The organism is Gilliamella sp. X-60 (assembly GCF_057063585.1).
This window is the reverse complement of the sequence record NZ_JBXSQJ010000004.1, coordinates 40,370-62,969: the sequence shown is the minus strand read 5'-3', so window position 1 is coordinate 62,969 and position 22,600 is coordinate 40,370. Positions and strand designations below refer to the sequence as shown.

25 protein-coding genes and 1 tRNA gene are annotated in these 22,600 nt (G+C 32.5%); 18 read left to right on the top strand and 8 right to left on the bottom strand.

Annotated features, from left to right (window positions below; all coding sequences use genetic code 11):
* Window positions 1–200 precede the first annotated feature (200 nt).
* Window positions 201–1,040, bottom strand: coding sequence for a 4-(cytidine 5'-diphospho)-2-C-methyl-D-erythritol kinase (ispE, locus tag ACYIAM_RS03450; protein WP_483747255.1), 840 nt, complete (start codon window positions 1,038–1,040; stop codon window positions 201–203).
* 12 nt (window positions 1,041–1,052) lie between these two features.
* The gene (gene lolB / locus ACYIAM_RS03445) at window positions 1,053–1,673 is read right to left on the bottom strand and encodes a lipoprotein insertase outer membrane protein LolB (protein WP_483747254.1); all 621 of its coding nucleotides are present in this window, start codon (window positions 1,671–1,673) and stop codon (window positions 1,053–1,055) included.
* A gap of 163 nt (window positions 1,674–1,836) precedes the next feature.
* Here lolB and hemA point away from each other — a divergent pair, with 163 nt between their 5' ends.
* From hemA to ACYIAM_RS03385, 12 genes are all read left to right on the top strand, one after another.
* Complete coding sequence (gene hemA, locus ACYIAM_RS03440) at window positions 1,837–3,108, top strand: glutamyl-tRNA reductase (RefSeq protein ID WP_483747253.1); 1,272 nt, start codon at window positions 1,837–1,839, stop codon at window positions 3,106–3,108.
* 36 nt (window positions 3,109–3,144) lie between these two features.
* On the top strand, window positions 3,145–3,399 hold the full coding sequence (locus ACYIAM_RS03435; RefSeq protein ID WP_174797824.1) for a DUF1289 domain-containing protein: 255 nt from the start codon (window positions 3,145–3,147) through the stop codon (window positions 3,397–3,399).
* A 121-nt stretch (window positions 3,400–3,520) separates the two neighbouring features.
* Window positions 3,521–3,763: a zinc ribbon domain-containing protein gene (locus tag ACYIAM_RS03430; RefSeq protein WP_483747252.1), complete on the top strand. Its 243-nt coding sequence runs from the start codon at window positions 3,521–3,523 to the stop codon at window positions 3,761–3,763.
* A gap of 98 nt (window positions 3,764–3,861) precedes the next feature.
* Window positions 3,862–3,948, top strand: a tRNA-Leu gene (locus ACYIAM_RS03425).
* Between the two features lie 490 nt (window positions 3,949–4,438).
* On the top strand, window positions 4,439–5,380 hold the full coding sequence (locus ACYIAM_RS03420) for a WCX domain-containing protein (protein WP_483747251.1): 942 nt from the start codon (window positions 4,439–4,441) through the stop codon (window positions 5,378–5,380).
* A gap of 61 nt (window positions 5,381–5,441) precedes the next feature.
* Entirely contained in the window at window positions 5,442–6,512 is a 1,071-nt protein-coding gene (locus tag ACYIAM_RS03415) for a chemotaxis protein (protein WP_483747250.1), read from the top strand.
* Window positions 6,513–6,574: 62 nt separating this feature from the next.
* Window positions 6,575–8,146 (top strand): cobalamin adenosyltransferase, encoded by a 1,572-nt coding sequence (locus ACYIAM_RS03410; protein WP_483747249.1) that lies wholly within the window; start codon window positions 6,575–6,577, stop codon window positions 8,144–8,146.
* Window positions 8,143–8,409: a YkgJ family cysteine cluster protein gene (locus ACYIAM_RS03405; protein WP_174797819.1), complete on the top strand. Its 267-nt coding sequence runs from the start codon at window positions 8,143–8,145 to the stop codon at window positions 8,407–8,409. Before ACYIAM_RS03410 ends, ACYIAM_RS03405 begins: the two co-directional genes overlap by 4 nt.
* A 115-nt stretch (window positions 8,410–8,524) precedes the next feature.
* Entirely contained in the window at window positions 8,525–9,322 is a 798-nt protein-coding gene (locus ACYIAM_RS03400; protein ID WP_483747248.1) for a DUF3944 domain-containing protein, read from the top strand.
* A 73-nt stretch (window positions 9,323–9,395) separates the two neighbouring features.
* Entirely contained in the window at window positions 9,396–9,605 is a 210-nt protein-coding gene (locus ACYIAM_RS03395; RefSeq protein ID WP_483747247.1) for a hypothetical protein, read from the top strand.
* A gap of 29 nt (window positions 9,606–9,634) precedes the next feature.
* Window positions 9,635–10,132, top strand: a complete 498-nt coding sequence (locus tag ACYIAM_RS03390) for a hypothetical protein (RefSeq protein WP_483747246.1) — start codon at window positions 9,635–9,637, stop codon at window positions 10,130–10,132.
* Between the two features lie 712 nt (window positions 10,133–10,844).
* Window positions 10,845–11,780 (top strand): hypothetical protein, encoded by a 936-nt coding sequence (locus ACYIAM_RS03385; protein WP_483747245.1) that lies wholly within the window; start codon window positions 10,845–10,847, stop codon window positions 11,778–11,780.
* A gap of 181 nt (window positions 11,781–11,961) precedes the next feature.
* Here ACYIAM_RS03385 and ACYIAM_RS03380 read toward each other — a convergent pair whose 3' ends face one another.
* Window positions 11,962–12,195 (bottom strand): alpha-2-macroglobulin family protein, encoded by a 234-nt coding sequence (locus ACYIAM_RS03380; protein WP_483747328.1) that lies wholly within the window; start codon window positions 12,193–12,195, stop codon window positions 11,962–11,964.
* A gap of 76 nt (window positions 12,196–12,271) precedes the next feature.
* Here ACYIAM_RS03380 and ACYIAM_RS03375 point away from each other — a divergent pair, with 76 nt between their 5' ends.
* Complete coding sequence (locus ACYIAM_RS03375; RefSeq protein WP_483747244.1) at window positions 12,272–12,562, top strand: hypothetical protein; 291 nt, start codon at window positions 12,272–12,274, stop codon at window positions 12,560–12,562.
* 423 nt (window positions 12,563–12,985) lie between these two features.
* Here the strand turns inward: ACYIAM_RS03375 and cmoB are convergent, their stop codons facing one another.
* Together cmoB and cmoA are read right to left on the bottom strand one after the other, a co-directional pair.
* Window positions 12,986–13,954 carry a tRNA 5-methoxyuridine(34)/uridine 5-oxyacetic acid(34) synthase CmoB gene (gene cmoB / locus ACYIAM_RS03370; protein ID WP_483747243.1) on the bottom strand — a complete coding sequence of 323 codons (969 nt, stop codon included), beginning with the start codon at window positions 13,952–13,954 and terminating at the stop codon, window positions 12,986–12,988.
* A gap of 36 nt (window positions 13,955–13,990) precedes the next feature.
* Window positions 13,991–14,761, bottom strand: a complete 771-nt coding sequence (gene cmoA / locus ACYIAM_RS03365; protein ID WP_483747242.1) for a carboxy-S-adenosyl-L-methionine synthase CmoA — start codon at window positions 14,759–14,761, stop codon at window positions 13,991–13,993.
* 33 nt (window positions 14,762–14,794) lie between these two features.
* On the opposite strand from cmoA, the gene ACYIAM_RS03360 reads away from it, so the two are divergent.
* Together ACYIAM_RS03360 and rnd are read left to right on the top strand one after the other, a co-directional pair.
* Window positions 14,795–15,949, top strand: a complete 1,155-nt coding sequence (locus ACYIAM_RS03360; protein ID WP_483747241.1) for a metallophosphoesterase — start codon at window positions 14,795–14,797, stop codon at window positions 15,947–15,949.
* Between the two features lie 24 nt (window positions 15,950–15,973).
* A complete protein-coding gene (gene rnd / locus ACYIAM_RS03355; RefSeq protein ID WP_483747240.1) occupies window positions 15,974–17,056 on the top strand; it encodes a ribonuclease D in 1,083 nt (360 codons plus the stop codon).
* Between the two features lie 32 nt (window positions 17,057–17,088).
* On the opposite strand, the gene ACYIAM_RS03350 is transcribed toward rnd, so the two are convergent.
* Together ACYIAM_RS03350 and mtnN are read right to left on the bottom strand one after the other, a co-directional pair.
* A complete protein-coding gene (locus ACYIAM_RS03350) occupies window positions 17,089–17,715 on the bottom strand; it encodes a TRIC cation channel family protein (protein WP_483747239.1) in 627 nt (208 codons plus the stop codon).
* Window positions 17,712–18,404: a 5'-methylthioadenosine/S-adenosylhomocysteine nucleosidase gene (mtnN, locus tag ACYIAM_RS03345; RefSeq protein WP_483747238.1), complete on the bottom strand. Its 693-nt coding sequence runs from the start codon at window positions 18,402–18,404 to the stop codon at window positions 17,712–17,714. Before mtnN ends, ACYIAM_RS03350 begins: the two co-directional genes overlap by 4 nt.
* A gap of 77 nt (window positions 18,405–18,481) precedes the next feature.
* Between mtnN and ACYIAM_RS03340 the strand changes: the two genes are divergently transcribed.
* The gene (locus ACYIAM_RS03340; protein WP_483747237.1) at window positions 18,482–19,273 is read left to right on the top strand and encodes an SDR family oxidoreductase; all 792 of its coding nucleotides are present in this window, start codon (window positions 18,482–18,484) and stop codon (window positions 19,271–19,273) included.
* A 26-nt stretch (window positions 19,274–19,299) separates the two neighbouring features.
* A complete protein-coding gene (locus ACYIAM_RS03335) occupies window positions 19,300–20,169 on the top strand; it encodes a co-chaperone YbbN (protein WP_174797807.1) in 870 nt (289 codons plus the stop codon).
* Between the two features lie 251 nt (window positions 20,170–20,420).
* On the opposite strand, the gene map is transcribed toward ACYIAM_RS03335, so the two are convergent.
* On the bottom strand, window positions 20,421–21,209 hold the full coding sequence (gene map / locus ACYIAM_RS03330) for a type I methionyl aminopeptidase (protein ID WP_483747236.1): 789 nt from the start codon (window positions 21,207–21,209) through the stop codon (window positions 20,421–20,423).
* A gap of 218 nt (window positions 21,210–21,427) precedes the next feature.
* Between map and rlmC the strand changes: the two genes are divergently transcribed.
* Complete coding sequence (gene rlmC / locus ACYIAM_RS03325; protein ID WP_483747235.1) at window positions 21,428–22,576, top strand: 23S rRNA (uracil(747)-C(5))-methyltransferase RlmC; 1,149 nt, start codon at window positions 21,428–21,430, stop codon at window positions 22,574–22,576.
* The last annotated feature ends 24 nt before the right edge of the window (window positions 22,577–22,600 follow it).

Below are 22,600 nucleotides of genomic sequence, written 5' to 3'. Positions count from 1 at the left end.
TATTAAATAAACACGAAGCGTTGCAACCGAAAAAAAGACAACTATTTTTATTTTGTTGTTTAGTCTGATTTGGGCCTAAATATTATTGGTGATCGCAAGATTAGCGCTTTGCACAAATGTAGTTTATTTAATATTTAACCATTGGCATTATTTATAAAAAACCTTAACCATATTAATAATATTTTTTGATTAAGGTTTTTTTAATTTGCGTATAAAGGTGAAGAGTTTAATGCTTTAGCCACAACACTATGGATTGAGAGTGTTTTAAGTTTGTCTTGAATGGTTAATGCTTGTTGTTTTGATTCACATTGTGTAAAAACACATGCACCAGTTCCAGTTAACCGAGTGGTACCATATTGTGAAAGATAAGCAATGATACTGTCTACTTTAGGGTAACGTTTTCGAACAACGCTTTCACAATCGTTTTTCAATTCGTTAAACGGCAATGAAAGCAAATCAGTAATATTTTGGACTGGCGTGTTACGAGTTAGTTCAAGGTCATTAAAAATTTTAACTGTAGATATTTCAATATTAGGATAAGTGACTAGATACCAATATTCTGGTATATCTACAGACTGAAATTGATCGCCAATTCCTTCGGCGAAAGCAGCGTGTCCATAAATAAAAATAGGGACATCGGCACCAATTTTTCGACCTATGTCCATTAATGTTTCAGTTGATAAGTTAAGTTGCCATAACTGATTAAGTGCCACTAATACCGTCGCTGCATTGGACGATGCGCCTCCCAATCCGCCCCCCATAGGGATCTTTTTATCAATTGTGATATCTACACCGAGATCATTGCAATTGGTATAATTTTTTAATTGTTCAGCGGCAATGACAATTAAGTTTTTATTAGCCGGTATGTTTGCAAAATCGGTTAATAAGTTAATCTTGTTATCTTTGCGTGCGCTAAACGTTACGGTGTCACAATAGTCAATAAACTGAAACAACGTTTGTAAATTATGATAATTATCAGCACGACGACCAGTAATATATAAAAATAAATTTAATTTAGCAGGAGATAACCACTGTTTCATCACTATTTCCCGTTATCGTAAAATCCAGTCACTAATTTTTAAACGGACAACTTCGTCATCATGCGTAAGTTCGATAGTAGCTGGTAAATCAATTTTTTGATTTTTATAGGTATAAGTTGCGTAACTTGGAATTTTTAATGTCCATTTGTTATTATTTTGCACAAATATTGTTGATATTAATCGGCCTGAATTGTCTAATTTGTCAGTATTGATATTGTCTGAAAATCCTTTTAGCCAATTGTGTAAAGAATTCAGTGGGATATTTACGTTAGATATTTTTTTCATGAGATTTTCAACATTGATATCTTGGTAACTTTCACCATGTTTATCAATCAATTGAGCATTATTAGGTTCAGCTTTTAAAGTTAAAATGTTGGTACCAACGGGTGAGGTTAATTTGACTTGGTAATTATCGGTTGATTGTTGAGTTATCAAAAATCGTCCATAACTACGCGATTTATCACTTATATAAGCGATACTACCTTTTACTTGAAAAGCGTTTATTTGTTTTAGATTTTGTTGATGAACTTGCCATTGTTGCGCAACCGATGCATTGTTTTGTGATTTCGTTGTTTGGCAAGCTGTGATAAGTAACGGTAGCATGATAATAAAAGCATATTTGATTTTAGACATGGAATAACTCTTAGTTGTTTTTGTCAACGAAGGCAGTATTATAACTGATAATTTGCTGAATAAGAAAAAGAACCTTTTATTGTTTTTTATGTATAATATGGGGTTTAAGAATGTTGAATAAAATAATTATATCTAATATAACCTGCAAAAAAGAAGCGATGCAATGTCCATTACAATTTTTGGTGTTAATCATAAAACTGCGCCAGTCGCTTTAAGGGAAAGGCTTGCTTTTCCTACTGAGATTGTCGATAAAGCGCTATATAGCTTATACCAACATCCTTTGGTTGAAGGGTGTGTGATTTTGTCTACCTGTAATCGAACAGAAATATATTTGAGTTATGAGCATCAAACCGACTATCTAAGATTAAAACAGTCGGTAGAAAGTTGGTTGGGGCAATTTCATCATCTTGATATTGAGCTATATAAAGACTCACTTTATTGGCATGATGGTCAACAAGCTATCGAGCATTTGATGTCGGTTGCTAGCGGTTTAGACTCAATGATCATTGGTGAACCACAAATTTTAGGACAAGTTAAGCAGGCATATAGTTTTGCTCAAAAACAAAACTGCTTATCTGTCCAATTAAAAAAACTATTTCAAACAGTATTTCATGTGGCAAAAATTGTTCGCAGTGAAACCAATATTGGTGCTAATACGGCATCTGTTGCTTATGCCGCTTGTTTAGTTGCTCGCCATCTTTTTGTTGATACTTCTAGTTTAAATATTATGCTTGTTGGAGCAGGGGAAACAATAGAACTTATCTCGCGCTACTTAAAACCACATGGGTTTAATCAAGTGATTATTGCTAATCGCACCCGTGAAAAGGCATTAAAACTTGCGGTAGGTATCGATGCAGAAATCATTTCATTACCTGATATCGCTAATCGACTTAAAGATGTTGATATTGTGATTAGTTCAACAGCTAGTCCTTTACCCATCATAGGTAAAGGTATGGTTGAACGCACCTTACGAGCTAGAAATTATCGCAAAATGCTGTTTATTGATTTAGCTGTTCCCCGCGATGTCGAGGAAGAGGTTAATCAGCTTGATAATGTGCATCTTTATACTATTGATGACTTACAAAAAACGGTTGAAAGTAATTTAGAGCAACGCGCTGTTGCTGCTAAAGAAGCACAATATCTTATTCAAGAACAAGCTGAACATTTTATTGATTGGCTTAAGACTAGGCATGCCGTTACTTATGTTAAGCAGTATCGTAGTAATGCGGAACGTATTAAGCGTGAGTTACAAATAAAAGCCTTAAATGCCATTAAGCAAGGCGCTAATATTGACGATGTTTTTACTGAATTTTCCCATCGTTTAACCAATAAATTAATTCACGCACCGACTCAAACATTACTTCATGCTGCTACACATGATTGTGCTGACTGTTTTAAAGTGCTTAGTAAAGGTTTAGGCTTAAAAGAACGTTAGTAAATCAATGCTTTGCCTAAAAAGACGAGGAATAAATTGGATCAGATTGAGTTTTTTGAAATCCCAAGTCCTTGTAAACGGGTTTGCGAAACCGATAAGCAAGGCTATTGTATTACCTGTTATCGCTCAAGAGAAGAAAGATTTAACTGGTTAACCTTGAGTGATAGCCAAAAGCAAGAAGTCTTACGTTTATGTAAACAACGGGCGTTGAGGCGCCGTTATCTAGTTTTACAGCAACAACGACAACCACAATTGAATCAAATCACATCACAATTTGATCTTAATTTCTGAAATCTATTTATCTATTTTTAACTGTATATTGTAATCTTGTTTAACTAAGAGTAGGATTTTTTGTACATATAAAGATGGCAATTATTGAGTCACCTTTTTTAATTTTATTGGAATTTAGAATATGAAAATGTGTATTGCTTGTGGCATGCCAATGATAGCTATTGCTGATTATCCATTGCTTGATATGTCTAAAAGCTATTGTAAACATTGTGCTCGTAAAGATGGCACAATGAAAACATTTAACGAAAAATGGCATGAAGTCACATTACAATATGCTAAAAATCACAATATTGATAATGCTGTAGCTAAGCAAACGGCTTATATAATCCTTAAAAAATTACCCGCATGGAAATCTAGATGGTAGCTTGTTTTTTAGGCATATAAAGCACTTTACGATAATACTTGTTGCAGATATTACAAAGCTAAGTATAATGCTTACGTTTACTTATTTACACGTTTAATGCCAGTGTGGCGAAATTGGTAGACGCAGCGGATTCAAAATCCGCCGCCCTTAAAAGCGTGTCGGTTCGAGTCCGACCACTGGCACCAAGTACAAAAAAGAACACCAGCTAAAAGCTGGTTTTTTTATGTCCAAAATCTCATCAAGACACGATTCTACAATATTTAGTTTGGTTAACTGACTCTACCGAAATCAATCCCAATTGACCCAAATCGATCACGAAACTGAATGTGATAGCGCAATCATTGATCGAAATAAACGATCAATAAGCATTAATTGATCGAAAAGATCGATATGACAATATCCCTCTATTCATTAATAATTAAATAAAAATAATAATTCTTTTTTATTTCTTGTTCCGTAGATTGGAAAAACAATTTGATAATTTAACGCATAATTAATATATAACGCGTGGGTGTAAAAGCTATCGGATTTTTGTTCAGATAACGAATAAAGTTCTATTTGTGAATTTAGTTAATACTATATTTACAAAAAATTATATTACTTTATAAGAATTAATTGATTAAAAATGGCGCAATATTTCTATTTTGGGAAAGGATTATAATAGGTAAATAGACGATGGGCAGAAAGAAAGATTCAAATGTTAGTGCCGGACAAAAACTGTTGAAAATGTATCATATTTTGCTATCTGATCATAAACCGCATTACCAATCAGATTTAGCCGAAATACTGAACTGTTCTGCTCAAACAGTCATACGGCTAGCTGAACAGATCGAGTTATCTTTTCCTGAATGTTTCTGCTCTGGCAAGGAAAAAAATCGTCGTTGGTATAGTCTGCAGATCAATCATAAAAATACACTAGGTTTAAATTATCAGGAATTACGATATCTAAGTTTGTGCCGTGAACTGTCCAAACCCTTTATTCCATCAGAGATTGGTGAACGTATTGATCAAACATTATTGCATCTTTCTATGTTGTTATTAGAGTTAGATACAAGAGAACACTTTTCACTAAGTAAACCTATTGCTTTTTTTAGTAAAGGGAAGATTGATTATTCAGAGAAAGTTAGCATTATTGAGGACTTATTAGCGTGTATTGAAAATAAGACTTTTTGCCACATTCATTATATTGCTAGTGGTAATCAACAAGGAAAAAACCACTATTTTATTCCGCAAAAAGTAATTGCAATGAATCATGCCTTATACGTTTATGGCGCAATTTCAAATAACGTTGCGACAGAATTAAAACACAGTACTTGTTTGGCAATCCACCGAATAAAAAAATTAGATTTTATTAACCAAAAAGTTGCTATATCAGTACCAGATCACATTCAAAATAAAACTACGTTTGGTTTACCAGAACATGAACCTCGTACTTTTTCAATTCAATTTACCAAATCAGCGGCTGGTTATGTCAAAGAAAGAATTTGGTGCGATGAACAAAAAATCGAAGAAATCGAAAATGGCGAAATTATTCTTACTATCACCACATCTAGTGAACGTGAGTTAAACGCATGGGTTAGGGGGTTTGGAGAGCAAGCAAAAATGCTCACATCTTAAGTTTGTTGTAACACAAATATAATATATTTTTAATTAACATAAATTTAACGAGGAAATAACAATGGCATTACCTTTTATTATTGCCGGTGCAGCTGCAGTCGCTGCAGCAGTTGGTGGCAAAAAAGCATACGATGGTTATCAAAAAAAATCTGAGGCCGATGAAATTTTAGATGGATCCAAAAATCGATATGACAAACGAGAAAATGAAATTAAGGCATTAAATAAAGTTTCAGAACAGAAATTAGAACAGTTAGGTACATTGGAACTTGATATTGGTAAATCATTTGGTGAATTTAAAAAAATTTCCGACGAATTATTAAAACAATTAAAACGAAAAGACAATAAAGATCTAACGTTATCTATTCCTAAATTTAAGATAGATAAAATTGAAGAATATTCTTTTTCTACAGTGGAGTTTTTAGGTACGGCTGTAGCATCTGGTGCAGCGGGAGCTGTTGCAAGTTTTGCAGTATATAGCGGAGTGATGGGTTTTGCAGCTGCTTCAACAGGAACACCTATTGCCGCTTTATCTGGCGTAGCTGCATATAATGCCACTATGGCTGCTATTGGAGGTGGATCACTTGCTGCTGGAGGTTGGGGAATGGCTGGTGGAGCAATGGTTTTAGGAGCTGCTGCTATTGCGCCAATTATTGCTATTGGTGGTTTTGCTTATGATAACTATGCTGAAAAAGCATTAGTAAAAGCAAAAAAAACAAGATGTGAAATTGACACAGCAATAACAAAAATGAATTTAATTGATAAACATTTATCTAATACAAATAACTATGTGGATAAAATTTATACATCGTTAGAAAAAATTAATCAGACCTTTAATGAATATTTTTCTGCATTAAAAGAGATACATGAAAAGATAGTGGTTCTGGGGGGATGGCAAGCAATAAGCGATATGAGGGAAAAAAGCCTAAGGATTATTAATAACGGTTATTTATTAGCAGCTATTATGACCGATATTATTACAACCCCGCTGTTTAAAATTAAAAAGGTATCCGAAGATGGTATTATTGAAGTTGAAAAAGATAGTGATGGATTCAATATTTTTAATCAAGAAGTATTAGATAATGTATTAATTAACAAAGAAAAGGAATATAAAGATTTTATTCTAGGAGTGTAATGATAAAAGCCAAGGAGACTTGGCTTTTGTTTTATTGATTATATTAACGAGGAATAAAAATAATGATGAAACAGGAAATTAATTGGAGCGAAGAGTTACATAATACTGTTGTCAAATCTTTGGTGACTTCATTTGGGTTAGATTTTTTATTATTTAAGGATAATGTAGGTGGAGATGTTGATACTGTTCATAATGCACGACAAAACATTTACGCAACTGATAGAGAAAGAATAAGAAAAGAGCAACAACCAAAATATGATTCACATGAATATCATTCTCATGCCAATTATATTGAGACAAATCGACAAGGAAAAATCGCTCATCAAGCAAATACTTTAAAAGATGCTTACACAGGGGAAATATTTGCTCAACATGATAAAAAAAATTTAGATCATGTTATTGCTGCAAATGAAATACATCACGATCAAGGCCGAATATTAGCTGAATTATCAGGAACTGACCTTGCTAATGACAGTAGTAATTTATATTTCACCAATGAAACATTAAATAAATCTAAAAAAGCAAGTTCAATGTCTGACTTTGTCAGCAAACTTCAAAATGAACTTACCCAAACCCGTCAAGAAATAGCTATATTAAAACAGAAAAAATCGTTAACAGATCAAGAAAAAAAGTCATTAGAAAAGTTAGAAAATAAAGAAAAAGCAAATTTCAATAAGATGCTTGAAATAGACAAAAAAGCACGTGCTAAATACGAGAGAACTGTCAATATAGCCTATTATACTAGTAGTAAGTTTGCTAAAGATGTCGCTTATCAATCAGCACTTTCTGGTTTTAAAATGGGAACAAGACAGATGTTAGGGCTTATCCTTGCCGAAGCATGGTTTGAACTACGAGATCAATTTCCTTCTATTTATATAAATAATAAATACAACTTTTCTATAAAAAGTTTCTTAAATGATATTAGCGATGTATTTAATGCTATATGGGAACGAATAAAATTAAAATTTAAAGATTTTTTTAATTCTTTCAAAGATGGCGCTGTTAGTGGTGCGCTATCGAGTGTAACCACTACTGTTACCAATATATTTTTCACTACGCAAAAAATGCTTGGAAAAATGATTCGTGAAATGTGGGGACATATTACGGCAGCTATAAAATTGATCTTTTGCAACCCTAATTCATTGCCTTTAGGTCAATTAGTTAAAGAAGTAAGTAAAATTATTAGTGCTGGAATTTCTGTTGTTTGTGGTACTGCTATTTATAGCATATGTTCACAATTATTTGCTTTTCCATTTGGCACTGAGTTATCTGCATTTTGTAGCGCACTAGCTACTGGTATTTTAACATTAGCATTTAATCACTATCTAGATAAAGGGGCTCTTCCTCAAAAAATTTGGGCATTTTTGGATAAATTTAAGGATAAATACGAAAGAACACTCGATTTTTTTAGAGCTTTAAATGTTGAGTTAGATAATTATTTAAAAGAATTGGCAAGGCTAGAGTTCAATATGGATACACAACAATTAGCGTCGTTTACATTGCATCTTACCACGACCAATAATGAACTAGAACGCAGCTTTCTGTTAAAAGAAGAAGTAACTCGCCGAGGAATTAAATTACCATTTGAAGCTGGCAATTTAGAATCAGTGCATTCATGGGTAAAATCATTATGAGTCATACTTCCCCATTTCCTTGTTATCAATGTGGAGCTTGTTGTTGCAATGTTAATCGCTCGCAAGAAACGCAATTTCTTGATAGTGGTAATGGGGTATGTCGTTATTATGACTATAACACTAAATTATGCACCATCTATGATACAAGACCTGAAATTTGTCGTGTAGATAAACAATATCAGCTCAATTATAAAGATAAATATAGTTGGGCAGAGTTTATCGAGATAAATACTATTGCATGCAAAATATTGAATTCGAAATAACAAATGAATTAGTAATAACAAAATTAGATCTGAAAATATTTTTTCTAATTCCGTATTAAGGAAACTCTTATTGTTATAGTGTTGTGATTATCAATAATTAATAAGGAGAGTATTAATGGCTATTTATAGAGATGATTCAGATCTAGTATTTTTAAAACAATGCACTAACGAAGATTTGGAACTATTGATTTCAATATTAACTGTTGATCCTAATGATAATGTCACTCGATTTACTGAAACATTAACGAGTGATACAAGCTATAAACGCCATTATCCTAATCATCAATTATATTGGAAATCTATTGCTGCAGAACTTCAAACATTTGGCGCAAATTCTGGAATGAACCTATTAAGGCAGGGAAAAGGGGTTTGTTACCGCGAAATATTAATAGATGTGTGTAATCAAACTAATACAACTTTAAATGAGCCATCCTCTTTTTTTATTGAAAAAATTGAAGATGCTTTATTGAGTTCGCTCCTTAAGCAATCATTAGAAAATATAAGCCAAAACGATCTTAAAAAAATAGCGGCAGAATTAGGTAAAGTCAATTCCAAAGTTACTCCAGCCATAGTAATGATGAGTCTTCAGAATTTTATAACTTCATCCTATTTAATGTCGAGCTATTTGACATTTAGCATTTTAGAAAATTTTGGATTTAAAGTCGGAAATTTAATCAAAACGACATTCCCAGAACCTTATCCTAAAAACACTCTGCAACTAGTATCTTCTATTTGTTTAGCAATAAACCATTTATGGTTACTCTTTAATATTACAGGTCCAGCTTATCGCGTCACAATCCCTGCTTGTTTATATATAGCTGTATTAAGGAAAAAATATATTGATGCCAATATAACAAATCAGGTCCTAAAAAATAATATAGATCTTAAAAAAATTATGGGAAAAAATCTTTAACAATAGCTTTTATTCCTCTAATTAGGGAAATGTTTATCTATTTAGTTATAAAACAAAACAATAAGGAGTATATATGTCAATTTTTAAATTAATTAGTATGGGTTCTGGGCTTCTTTTAACAACAGCTGCTGTATATACTGCGCAAGATAAAATAGCAAAAGCGTGTGAAGAAGATGAAGATCTTAAGTCAATCAAAACAGAAGGACGAGTATTAGCGAGTTTTGTAACATCGGTTATTGTTGGTGGAGTTGTGAATAAGCTTATTAATCGTGTTTTTAATTAGATATTATAAATAATAGGATGAAAGATATTATGAAAAAATTTATTACATTAATTTTTTTATATGGTGTTTTATGTGGTAACTCTGTTGCAAATATAGGTGAATATTCATTTAAAAAATATCCAGTTGAAGGTAGTAATGGAAAGTTGATTGAATATAAATCTCAACTTAATGAAACATTTAGTTTTTCATTTTTTGTTGACACGAAAAAAGAAACTGCTGTACCTGTTATATCTGATAAGTTAAAAAAATATCAGGCTGTAAGCGTGCGTTTTTGTGTAGATGAAACAGATGATTGTTGGAGAGTTCCAATATATGGCGATTTGTTAAATGTATTTGTCGATAACATTAATAACAAACAAAACGTTTGGGATATTGAATTTCTTGATAAAGATAAGTTACGCACAACAGGTATAATGAGTATACCTCAGTTAGGTGATCTTTCTAATTATGCTGGTATCGATGAAACTGATTATGATGGATTGTTACCTTACGTAATTTGGCAAACTGATGTTATGGGTTATGAATAAAATATAGTGTAGGAATTACTCGCGTTGTTTATAGTAATTTAAGAAACGACAGTGATGAATATACATAAAACTAACGCCTATATCATAAAAAAAATTCCCGTCACCGATTTAGCTAAACTTTTTATGGTCAGGCGTCTAACCATTTATAGCACCGAAAGAGCTCATTAAACATTAAATAACATAACTCTCATAGAATATAAAACATAAAAACAATTAGTATCATTTTCTAGGTGAGCAGTGTGCTCACTGTGGGTATTTACACAGATGTCGTTTTTTAGGCTCTATTTTTTGTAAAAAATATTCAGGATTCTATACCGTTTGGTGATTGATTGAGACTTGGTAGTATCCCATTTGTCAAAATATGTAATCTCTATCGTATCAATTAAAAATTCACGAAATCGGCTAGCTATTAAATGAATAGGTAAGTTGAAAACGTGATTTGTACTTTAATAAAGATGTAGCATAATCAGCTAATAGTTCACGATTCAAAAGATAAAAAACAAAAATTTAAGTGATTTCTGGCAAAACGCTGTATAAATTTTTGGAAGATTATTTTTATCATGAAGTGTAAACAGCCTGATGTTTTCCTACAGGATTTTGAATTTATGGTATTACTACAAATAATATTAAAAATAATAGCTAAAATAGTTGTTTTATCAAATTTATGATAATATTTGGTTTCTTTTAAAACCTTTACAAAAAAATTAATGCGATGAAAAAAGTAAAATATTCTTTGTTGCTAGTTTGCAATATAACATTGGTCGGTTGTTTTGGTTCTGATACCTCTTCTTCTAGCTCAGTTGATCGTATGATTGACAATCCAACTCCAAACGAAATAAAAGTTATTGTGGATGGAAAAGAATTAACCATTCCAGCGAAATCAAGTGTGAATTATACATTTGATTACGGTAAGCATACATTGTCTTATGGTGATCAATCGTTAAATTTTATAGCTAAACCTTCAACAACTGATAGTTCTGGATTAATTAATCCTACTCAAAGTAACTATTATTTATTAACTACTTTCTATACAACTTCGAATGTGAGTGATGAAACTTATGATAAGTTGATAGCTAAACATTTAAATTCAGTTCCTGTAATTATTAACGGTGAACAACAAGAGCTTGAACTGCCGGTTAAAGTTATTAATGATGTTTTTATTGAGCGTCGAAAGGATTTTTGGGATTATTCCGTTGATGAACCTTATCCAGATGAAGTGACTTTGCGAGGAAAGGGGCAATTCCAATCTCAAAAAATTAAATTATTTCGCGAAGACAGTTTTATTGAATCTTTGAAATCAGAAGGACTTAATGAAAAAGTAAACTTCATAAATCAACATCCGACATTTTCTGAGATCAAGAAATATACGATTCCAAATATTCAGTTAGATGCGATTGTCTGTAAAAAAGGCCGTGAATTTGTGGAAACTCAATTAAATGATTGGAATAAGTTTTTTACCTCGACAGGTAAAGACTTAGCATCGTTATATAAACAGTTAACATCGAATGAAACTTTTCAGAAAAAACATGCCATTATAAAAGAATGCACATCGGAAGGAGATACGAATCAAAGTTATCAATCAGCAACAAGACAACTTGAGGAAGCTTTCGATGAAACCAAACAAATCAATTTTTTTGTTACTCAGTAAATAAAATGCTTTTAGTATCAGGAAAATTGTTATTTAGCATTTTAGCTGTATAAGCATAAAACGAGTGTGAGCATAAAAGAGCTATGTTTCAGGACATGGCTTTTTTATTGTCATGTATGATGGTTATTTTATTGAAAAAACGGGCATAAGCCCGTTTTAGTGATTGGTTAGTTGTAAACAACTATTGCTGTGAGATGATGCTTATCTTTTGTCCACTTGTTGATACAGCTTGAATATCACGATCATACATAGCTTCACCAAATGCAGGTGGAATGCTGTAGGTTCCTACATTAGTTGCTTTGATTTGATAAGTAAATTTCTGTATTTTATCATTATAGGTTGAACCATAGATGATAATACGATCTTCAAGAACATCTGTATATTCCGGATAACAAGTATGTTTATCTGTTTTTATAACAAGTTAGATAGAGTAAAAATAAGCAATAAATTATTATGTATTGCAGATTTAGGTTAAGTAAAAGTGAGTTAATATGCATAACTCAAATATTGAGATTAATGATTTCATTATAACTATAGTTGAAAAATTAAGGTTTGCAGAAAAATTAGACCAAAATAGTGTTAATTATCTCTATGATTTACTTGATCAAGCTGCAGTTAATTATGCGCAACAATCCGATATTCCTAAGCAGCTTGCTTATAGTATTTTGGTTCTACATGATAATTTAGAAGGGGCTTTAAATTATTATCACGGTGATGAGCTAGCTTATATATCAGGTATTAATTCGAGAATAAATGGCTATATTGAAAAGATTTTATTGTGAAATAATAATAAAATTAATAAATTAATCATTTACAGGGAAATTATCAATAGAGCAGCAATTGGCAATATTAAAGCAGAAATATAAACAGTTAATATTATCACCACAAGAATATAGATAGATTAATCCGTTGCAATAACCAATCTGCATATCATTTAAAGTATACTGTTTCTGATTATCTTGTTAAAAAATAATATATATCTATCTGAATGCAATTGATTTCCTACAAACTAGTGTAGTGACAACAATATACTTTAGTTTAGTCCTAAATTTGAGTTATTATAATCACTTTAAATTATTAGCTAGCCGATGGTCATTGCCAATAATCATTATGACTAATAGTCGATATTCATTAAGTTCAATTGGTTAAAGTAGAATTCACTACTAATATATAATGAATAAACACAATATTTAGCCAATTTATTCTTATTTTTTTACAATAAAAACTGCCCGCATTGGAGCAGGGTAGCCTTCAATGGTTTTGGTTAAGTCGGTTGGATCTAAAAAGTCCGCAAGTGAATCCGATGTCATCCACTCTGTTTTACGTTGTTCATCCAAACTGGTGAGTGATATATCAACCAGTTTTGCATCAGAAAATCCACATTTTTCTAACCAATTAATCATTGTTGGAACAGATGGAATAAAATAAACATTCCGCATTTGAGCATAGCGTTCACCCGGCATGAGTGCTGTATGTTCAGCACCATCAATGACTAATGTTTCGAGTACTAATTGACCATTTTCAACGAGTTGATCTTTTAATTGAAATAAATGATCAAGTGGCGACCTACGATGATATAAAACGCCCATTGAGAAGACTGTATCAAAAGCACCAAGTTTGGGTAACTGCTCAATACCAAGTGGTAATAAATGCGCTCTTTGATCGTTACCCAATAATTTGCGAATAGCCTCAAATTGGCATAGATAAAGTGCCATAGGATCGATTCCTACAGCAAGTTTTGCTCCAGCGCCAATCATGCGCCATAAATGGTAACCACTATTACAACCCACATCTAAAACAATTTTACCTTCTAAATTATCAATATGCTTAATTAAGCGTTCCCACTTCCAATCTGAACGCCATTCTGTATCAACATCAATACCATACAAGTGAAAAGGGCCTTTACGCCATGGCATCATGTTTTTCAGTAGTTGAGTAATTCGTTGCTGTTCACCAATCGAGATAGGTTGTTCACTATTGACAGTTACACTATGCAGTAAATCAATTTGATAAGGGGTGATAGCTGGTAAGTGTTTAATACTATTGAGCCATTGATTAAAACGGTTATCAATATTTTGGTTTTGCCAGTTTGCCAGTTGTGCTGGTAAGACTTCTAGCCAGCGACTCAGTTTATTTTTTGCGATAATCTGGTAAAAATCACCAAAATCAATCATTTTGTTTTCCTTATCAATTAAGCTTAAATCAATCAGTTATTTTATGGCAATGATAGAGCCAAAATTAAAGCATTGAAACCATGTATCAATATGTTTAAAACCAGCTTCAGATAGTCGCTGTTTATGGGTTTCGATTGTATCTGTTAGCATGACGTTTTCTAACATGTTACGTTTTTGGCTGATTTCAAGTTCACTGTAGCCGTTAGCACGTTTAAAATCATGGTGCATATTAAATAACAATTCGTCGATAGTTGAATCACTAAAACTAAATTTTTCAGACAGCACTAAAATACCATTAGGATTTAATGCGCTGTAAATGTTATTTAAGATACGTTGGCGATTTGCTTGCGTCAAAAACTGTAAAGTAAAATTAAGTACTACCATTGACGCGTTTTGCATATTGAGGTTACAAATATCATCACAAATTACATCCACTGGTGTATTTGCTTTATATGATTCAAGGTACCTTTTACAGCGATCAACCATGGGCTGGGAATTATCTACCGCAACAATATGGCAGTTTTCGTGATTAACATGACGACGAATAGATAATGTGGCAGCACCTAAGGAACAGCCTAAATCATAAATCGTTGAATTAGGCTGTACAAATCTTTCTGCTAACATGCCGATCATTGAGATGATATTAGAATAACCAGGTACGGAACGCTGCACCATATCAGGAAAAACTTCAGCGACTTTTTCATCAAATGTCCAATCGCCTAATTTATCTATTGGTGTCGAGAATAGCTGGTCTTTTTTGGTATCCATAAAACTAATTGGTACTATAGAAATTAATTCTGTTATCATATCATTTTTTTATATTCAATTGCTCGGATAATTATGAGTTTTGTCGATTTTATTACTATTTTTATAGCGATTGTTGTTAGTGTTTTAATAACTTTCTATCTAGGAAAACGATGGCTATTTTGGTTTGATTTTAATTTCATTGGCTGTCATCGATTTATTTATTGGATCGTTGTTTTTATAGCCGGATTATCGCTAATATTTTCTAAAATATTTAATAATATATCAACTTATTGGCTGCCATTATGCTGTAATGTTATTACTGGTTTGATGATCTGCTGCGTTTTTACTTCGCTTACTTTTGACACTGTACGTTGGCTTAGTAAAAAAAAGGTTAAACCCAATTTATGGCTTAAAATTGTTTATATTATTGTCTCCGTAGTATTGTTTTGTTTTGGTCATGAAATGGCAATTAATCCAAAGATCGTTCATTACCAAGTTAAAATAGATAAGCCCGCAAATGTTGAACGTTTACGTATTGTTCAACTTTCTGATATTCATCTTAATGAACTAACGACAAATCGATTTATTCAACAAATGGTCGATGAAGTGAATAAGCTTAATGCTGATTTTATTGTGATTACGGGGGATACATTAGATAAACGTTTAAAACCTTTTACACAAAATGGTTTTGATAAGCAATTTCAACAATTAAGATCAAAATATGGTACTTATATTATTTTTGGTAATCATGAATACTTAGCTACTAACCAAGAAAATAACCGAGAAGAAGATATTGCTAATGCTTTTAGGCAAGCAGGTATGAAAGTATTAAAGGATGATATCATTTATTTTGATGATATAGGGATTACATTAGTGGGCCGAGATGATTTTTCTTCATTTCATTATGGTGTAAATAGGGCTTCACTGTCAGATCTTATTATGTTTACTAATACTGATTCGCCAATTATTTTATTAGATCATCAACCAAAAGACCTTAATGAGCCAGAAAAACTGGGGGTTGATTTGATGATTTCTGGGAATACTCATGCTGGGCAAATATTTCCTATTAATATTATTGAAAAATTAATGTATAAAAATAATTATGGATTATATAGAAACGAAGATCATCATTTTAGCAGCATTGTGAGTAGTGGATATGGATTTTGGGGACCACCAATTCGCTTAATGACTCGTTCCGAAATCGTGGTAATGGATATCGTTTTTGACAAAAAGACATACAATGAATAAATATATTTGAACAGGAATTTGATTTTGTCTTATCAACTTATTATTAGTAATGATCAGTTAGCTGATTATTGTTCAAAAATCGAAAATAGCTCGGCTTTGGCTTTAGATACTGAATTTGTTCGAACCCGAACCTTTTATCCTCATTTGGGTTTACTGCAGGTATTTAATGGTGAACATGCAGCATTAATTGATCCAATTAATATTACTGATTGGCAGGCTTTTTTGGCTATATTAAATAATCCAACTATTGAAAAATATTTTCATTCATGTAGTGAAGATATTGAGGTCTTTTCTTATCATTTTGGCTGTGTTCCAACACCGATTGTCGATAGCCAAATATTAGCTTCTTTTTTAGATAATCCATTAAGTAGTGGTTATGCTAGTTTAGTAAAAAAATATTTAGAGGTCGAACTTGATAAGAGTGAAACCCGAACAGATTGGCTAAAACGTCCATTAACTGAAAAACAGTGTAAATATGCTATTAATGATGTGTTATATCTTTTCCCATTAATTAATATTTTAAAATCACAGTTAAATACTAATCATTATTTACAAGCAGCTTATCAAGAGTGCCAAATGGCGGTTGTCCGTAAATCGGAATTAATGGATCCAAATGATGCTTATCTAAATATTAAAAATAGTTGGCAATTGAAAGGGAAAAGTTTAGGACAATTGTATAAATTAGCGAGCTGGCGATATAGATTAGCAAAAGAACAAGATATTGCTATAAATTTTGTAGTACATGAAGATGTATTATTGAAAATTGCACGATTTGCACCGACATCATTAGGAGAACTTGATAAGTTAGGTATGAAAGGGAAAGAAATTCGCTTGTATGGTCAAATAATTTTGGATCTTTTATCTACTCCCATACCCGAAATTCAACCAATTCGCCGAGTTAATAGCTATCCAGATTATAAAAAAATTACTAGTGAGTTAAAACAAGCAGCACTGACTATTTCTTCACAAACAGGTCTTAGTGAGGATTTATTGCTTTCACGTCGATTAATTAATCAATACATAAAGTGGAAAATCGATAAAAAGGGGAAGGTACCAGAATTATTAATAGGTTGGCGTAAACCTTTATTTGCGCAGTATTGTCTTTGATTATTGGTTAAGTGTAGGCGTAGTTTGTGCATTTAATGATTTTTTAATCCAACAATAGGTAAAGTCAGGTTACGATAAATAGCTAATAATCGAATAACCAGTGTAACCAAAATACCAATGAATGTTGAATATTCTAAAGGTAGTTTAAATGCATTATAAGCGATAACATGGATTGTTCCGCCGATGACGCAAGCAGTGGCATAGATGTCGGTTTTAAATAGCATTGGAATATCTCGAGCAAGTACATCTCGAATAATACCACCACCAACTCCAGTCATCACTCCCATACAGACCGCCACTAAGCTGTTTACGTCAGAATAAATCGCTTTGTTCACGCCAATACCCACAAATACAGCAAGGCCGATTGCATCTAATACAGAAAATAACCATTTAGGGACTGTAATTGATGATGAGTAACGTAATAAGAGCATGGTGATTAACGAGGTGATGATAGCAATATATAGATCAGTGGAATCAGTGATCCAAAAGATCGGCCCATGATTTAAAACAATATCGCGGATTGTACCACCACCAATAGCGGTGATGACCGCTAGCACTAAGGCCCCGATTGGATCCATCTCTTTTTTAGCTGCTAGTAATACACCAGAAATAGCAAATACAATGGTACCTAATATGTCAAACCAAAAAAGATAACTCACGCAAGCTCACTTAGCATTGATTCAACAATGAGTGATGATTGCGTTGCAGCTAATTTTAAAAAGGATTGAAAATCAACTGCAGATTCATTATCTCCATTATCCGAGATAGCTCGAACAACCACAAATGGTACTTTAAATAACCAGCAAACATGACCAATAGCTGCGGCTTCCATTTCAACAGCAATAGCATTTGGGAAAGTTTGTTTTATTCTTGCTAAATTGCTTTTACCATTTATGAAAGCATCTCCACTACCAATTGAACCTTCAATCGCATTAACTCCGTGCTTTTTGATACAGATTTTTGCTAATGATTGGTATTTTTGATCAGCATTAAATGCTACAGGACAACCTGACATTTGACCTGGCTTGTAACCAAAAGCAGTCAAATCAACATCGTGGTAAAAAACATCCTTTGAAACAATAATATCACCAATATTAAGGTCGGAAGATAATCCACCAGCCGAACCAGTGTTGATAACAGCATCTACTTTATAATTATTTAATAATAACGTAGTACCTGATGCTGCAGCTACTTTACCAATACCAGATTGGAGCAGTACGATTTCACAACCAGCAATTTGACCTAAATGAAAATCACAACCTAAATAACGCTCAACGTGATAATGGGTGATTTTACTTTTTAATATGGCTACTTCTTCTTCCATTGCAGCAATAATAGCAATTTTCATGCGATCCTCTTGGCTTAGTTTGGGTAACTTCAAATTAGATGTGCTATCATAGTTTGAGAAGATAAATTTGACAATATATGAATCAATCGGAGCTGAAATTGCGAACAATATTTATTACAGGTTGCTCAAGTGGAATAGGGCTGATCTCGGCCATTGCTTTAAAAAAACGTGGCTATCGTGTTATTGCTTCGTGTCGCAAATCATTGGACCAACAAAAACTTATCGAGCAAGGATTTGAAACTGTGCTTCTTGATCTTGACAATCCTGAATCAGTCAAGCAAGCTGCTCAAGAAGTTCTCGCTTTGTCTGAAGGCAAATTATATGCGTTATTTAACAATGCAGGTTACGGTGTTTATGGGCGATTAAGCACGATCAGTCGGGAGCAGTTAGAATCTCAATTTTCCACCAATTTTTTTGGTGCCCATCAGTTGACGCAATTACTGCTTCCAGCCATGCTAGAACAAAATGAAGGGCGTATTATTCAAACAAGTTCCATTGTTGGTATTATTGCAACACCAGGGAGAGGTGCTTATTCAGCCAGCAAATATGCCTTAGAAGCTTGGTCTGATGTGTTAAGGCTGGAATTAGCACAAACCAATATCAAGGTTTGTTTAATTGAACCTGGCCCATTAAAGACATATTTTTCAAACAATGTAAATCAAACAGAGCAAAAGAATATGGTAAAAAATCCACCTATAGCTAAACGATTTACTTTACCGCCCGAGGCTGTTTTGCCTTACTTATTCCATGCCCTTGAACACAGCAAGCCTAAAATACGTTACAGGGTAACAAAAATAACAACAATAGCAGCTATTGCTAAACGTTTGCTTCCTGATAGATTAATGGATAAAATTTTAAAGAATAAATAATAAATCATTATACCCTAGGACATAATATGCAAAATCAATTTATTTTTGATGTTAATGAGCAAAATATTCAAGAGGTGATTGAAAGATCATCGACATCCCCAGTGTTATTTTATTTTTGGTCAGCTAGAAGTCCAAATTATGAGGTAATGACTCAAACATTAACTAAATTGGCTAATGAACATCATGGGCAATTTATTTTAGCCAGTATTAATTGTGATGAACAACAAATGTTAGCTGCTCAATTTGGTTTACGGGCTATCCCAACGGTTTATTTATTTCAAAATGGTCAACCTGTAGATGGTTTTCAAGGACCTCAATCTGAAGAAACCATCAAAAATTTTTTAGAAAAAGTGTTACCAAATGAAGATGAGCTTAAATTAATTGAAGCACAAAATTTATTTCATGAAGCCAAATATGAAGAAGCATTACCACTGTTACGGCAAACTTGGAAATCACTTACCGATCATTTGGGTAAACCAAGAACAGATATTGCATTAATGCTAATAAAATCACAAATTGAACTTAAACAGCTAAATGAAGCAAAAGAAGTGCTTGCAACTATTCCTCTACAAGATCAAGATTCAAGTTATCATGGATTACAAGCCGAAATAGAACTACTTGAACAAGCCGCTAATTCTCCTGAATTACAGCAATTACAAGCGGAATTTGCTCAACATCCTGATAACGTTGAATTAATGATTCAATTGTCTTCCCAATTAATGCATGTAGGGCGTCATGAGGAAGCATTAGAGTTGTTATTTAAACCGTTGACAAAAGATCTTAATGTTGGTGACGGACAAGTGAAGAAAACATTACTTGATTTACTAGCAGCATTAGGAACAAGTAACCCGTTAGCTAGTAGTTATCGACGTAAATTGTATACTTTATTATATTAAGATTTTATGAAATTTAAACTGGAACGAATTTTTAAGCGTTTACTTATAGGTTTATTATTTTTGCTAAGTGTAAACAGTGGGTTTGCTATTCTATGTGCTTCTTATGTTCGTTCTCTAAAAAAAGATATACATAGAAGTAAACTCGATGAACTAAATAAAAAATTAGCACAAAAAAATTCGAATATAAAAATTATAGATAGAAATTTATAAGTGAAAAGATTCAACAATAAACTATTGTTGAATCTTTTTATTTAGTGTTCAATAATGCGAGGAAAATCTTCATTACTACGTAATGTTAAGACTTCAACACCATTTTCAGTAACTAAAATGGTATGTTCATATTGTGCCGAAAGACCATGATCTTTGGTTTTGACTGTCCAGCCATCTTTCATGGTACGGGTACGCCAATCGCCTGTATTTATCATAGGTTCAATAGTAAAAGTCATGCCTGGTTTTAAAATTACACCGCCGTCATCAGCGTCATAATGTAAAACTTGAGGTTCGTCATGATAGACTTCACCAATACCATGACCACAATATTCCCGAACTGAAGAAAAACCAAATTTATCGACATATTTTTGAATCGTTTTACCAATTTCCTTTAAACGTATGCCAGGTTTGATAATTTTAATCGCCTCGTAAAGGCTTTCTTGTGTAACTTGGCATAATTTTTCACCTGCGATAGTTGGTTTGCCAGCAATGTACATTCTAGAAGTATCACCGTGATAACCATCTTTGATAACTGTTACATCAATATTTAAAATATCACCATCTTTTAGCTTTTTGTCAAAACTTGGAATACCATGGCAAACCACATCATTAATTGAAATACAACTAGTGTGTTGATAGCCACTATAGCCAATATTAGCTGGAATAGCTTTTTGAACATTAACAATATGTTCATAACAAATTTTGTCTAGTTCACCAGTACTAATGCCCGGTTTAACATAAGGTTCAATCATTTCTAATACTTCAGCTGCAAGTTTTCCAGCTATTCGCATTTTTTCAATTTCGTCGAGGGTTTTTAACTTTATAGACATTAAATTTTTCCTGTAATATTAATGACAATATCCTATCATACCCCACTATTTCGTCAAATCATACCGGATGATTAATTATGCATTTTGCTTATATTCTCATAAAATTTTGTAAAAAAGTTTCAGGAAAGTATATGTTTTAGTATAAAATAAAAAATTATACTTATTTCAATACGGTTTTATATATATAATAACTCATTATAAGAAAGGGTTTTATCGCAATGCAATGTCGTTTTTATCAGCAGAAAAAATGTTTATCTTGTCAGTGGATGGATAAGCCCTATCATGCACAACTAGCAGAAAAACAAAATAATCTGTTACAACAATTAACTCAATTTAAACCTAATGACGTTGTAGAACCGTTTGCTAGTAATGAATTTGCTTTCCGTAATAAAGCAAAAATGGCGGTGTTAGGTACTGTTGAAAGACCTATTTTAGGGATACAAACAGATAATGAGATGGTCGATTTATGTGATTGTCCTCTTTACTCAAATAGTATGCAAAACATCCTAAAACTTGTTCGAACTTTCATCCGTAAACAGGGACTTGTACCTTATAATATTAATAAGCGAAAAGGAGAGTTGAAATTTGTTATTGTTACTGAAAGTAAAGAGAATAATATAAGCTGTTTTATGCTGCGATTTGTTTTAAAATCGCACAAACTTGTCGAAAAAATAAATAATTCTTTTAAACAATTACAAGATAAAATACAAAACTTAAAGGTAATTTCAATAAATATCCAACCTAATCATGCAGCTATTTTAGAAGGGGAAGAAGAGTTAGTTTTAACCGACACCTCATTTTTACCAATGACATTAAATGGCGTTCCTCTTTTCATTAAGCCTAAAAGTTTTTTTCAAACAAACAGTGATGTTGCCAGCAATCTTTATAAAACTGCAAGTGACTGGGTCACAAACTTATCTATTCACTCAATTTGGGATTTGTTTTGTGGTGTAGGTGGTTTTGGATTAACTTGTGTTAGTCTTGCTATTGAAAATCAAATCCAGCTAACAGGAATTGAAATTAGTCCAGATGCGATTGAATGTGCAACAAAATCAGCTAACAAGTTAGGTTTTAAGCGGTTAACGTTTAAATCACTTGATGCTACTCAATACGCTATTGCTGAACAACACATTCCAGATTTAGTGCTGCTTAATCCACCAAGACGAGGGGGTGGTAAAGTGCTTATGCAGTATTTAGAAAATGTACAACCAAGCTATATTTTATATTCAAGTTGCAACTTAACCTCGTTAGTCGAAGATTTGATGTTGTTATCCAACTATCAAATTATGAAAGTGCAACTGTTTGATATGTTTCCCCATACTTCACATATGGAAGTCTTGATTTTATTACAAAGAAAAGATAAATAATTTAATTATCAAACCCTAATATTA

What these genes read in the sequence shown, in the direction of transcription:
- ispE (WP_483747255.1), bottom strand. Translation starts at nt 1,040, where the DNA reads ATGAAACAGTGGTTATCTCCTGCTAAATTAAATTTATTTTTATATATT.
- lolB (WP_483747254.1), bottom strand. Translation starts at nt 1,673, where the DNA reads ATGTCTAAAATCAAATATGCTTTTATTATCATGCTACCGTTACTTATC.
- hemA (WP_483747253.1), top strand. Translation starts at nt 1,837, where the DNA reads ATGTCCATTACAATTTTTGGTGTTAATCATAAAACTGCGCCAGTCGCT.
- ACYIAM_RS03430 (WP_483747252.1), top strand. Translation starts at nt 3,521, where the DNA reads ATGAAAATGTGTATTGCTTGTGGCATGCCAATGATAGCTATTGCTGAT.
- ACYIAM_RS03420 (WP_483747251.1), top strand. Translation starts at nt 4,439, where the DNA reads ATGGGCAGAAAGAAAGATTCAAATGTTAGTGCCGGACAAAAACTGTTG.
- ACYIAM_RS03415 (WP_483747250.1), top strand. Translation starts at nt 5,442, where the DNA reads ATGGCATTACCTTTTATTATTGCCGGTGCAGCTGCAGTCGCTGCAGCA.
- ACYIAM_RS03410 (WP_483747249.1), top strand. Translation starts at nt 6,575, where the DNA reads ATGATGAAACAGGAAATTAATTGGAGCGAAGAGTTACATAATACTGTT.
- ACYIAM_RS03405 (WP_174797819.1), top strand. Translation starts at nt 8,143, where the DNA reads ATGAGTCATACTTCCCCATTTCCTTGTTATCAATGTGGAGCTTGTTGT.
- ACYIAM_RS03400 (WP_483747248.1), top strand. Translation starts at nt 8,525, where the DNA reads ATGGCTATTTATAGAGATGATTCAGATCTAGTATTTTTAAAACAATGC.
- ACYIAM_RS03395 (WP_483747247.1), top strand. Translation starts at nt 9,396, where the DNA reads ATGTCAATTTTTAAATTAATTAGTATGGGTTCTGGGCTTCTTTTAACA.
- ACYIAM_RS03390 (WP_483747246.1), top strand. Translation starts at nt 9,635, where the DNA reads ATGAAAAAATTTATTACATTAATTTTTTTATATGGTGTTTTATGTGGT.
- ACYIAM_RS03385 (WP_483747245.1), top strand. Translation starts at nt 10,845, where the DNA reads ATGAAAAAAGTAAAATATTCTTTGTTGCTAGTTTGCAATATAACATTG.
- ACYIAM_RS03375 (WP_483747244.1), top strand. Translation starts at nt 12,272, where the DNA reads ATGCATAACTCAAATATTGAGATTAATGATTTCATTATAACTATAGTT.
- cmoB (WP_483747243.1), bottom strand. Translation starts at nt 13,954, where the DNA reads ATGATTGATTTTGGTGATTTTTACCAGATTATCGCAAAAAATAAACTG.
- cmoA (WP_483747242.1), bottom strand. Translation starts at nt 14,761, where the DNA reads ATGATAACAGAATTAATTTCTATAGTACCAATTAGTTTTATGGATACC.
- ACYIAM_RS03360 (WP_483747241.1), top strand. Translation starts at nt 14,795, where the DNA reads ATGAGTTTTGTCGATTTTATTACTATTTTTATAGCGATTGTTGTTAGT.
- mtnN (WP_483747238.1), bottom strand. Translation starts at nt 18,404, where the DNA reads ATGAAAATTGCTATTATTGCTGCAATGGAAGAAGAAGTAGCCATATTA.
- ACYIAM_RS03340 (WP_483747237.1), top strand. Translation starts at nt 18,482, where the DNA reads ATGAATCAATCGGAGCTGAAATTGCGAACAATATTTATTACAGGTTGC.
- ACYIAM_RS03335 (WP_174797807.1), top strand. Translation starts at nt 19,300, where the DNA reads ATGCAAAATCAATTTATTTTTGATGTTAATGAGCAAAATATTCAAGAG.
- map (WP_483747236.1), bottom strand. Translation starts at nt 21,209, where the DNA reads ATGTCTATAAAGTTAAAAACCCTCGACGAAATTGAAAAAATGCGAATA.
- rlmC (WP_483747235.1), top strand. Translation starts at nt 21,428, where the DNA reads ATGCAATGTCGTTTTTATCAGCAGAAAAAATGTTTATCTTGTCAGTGG.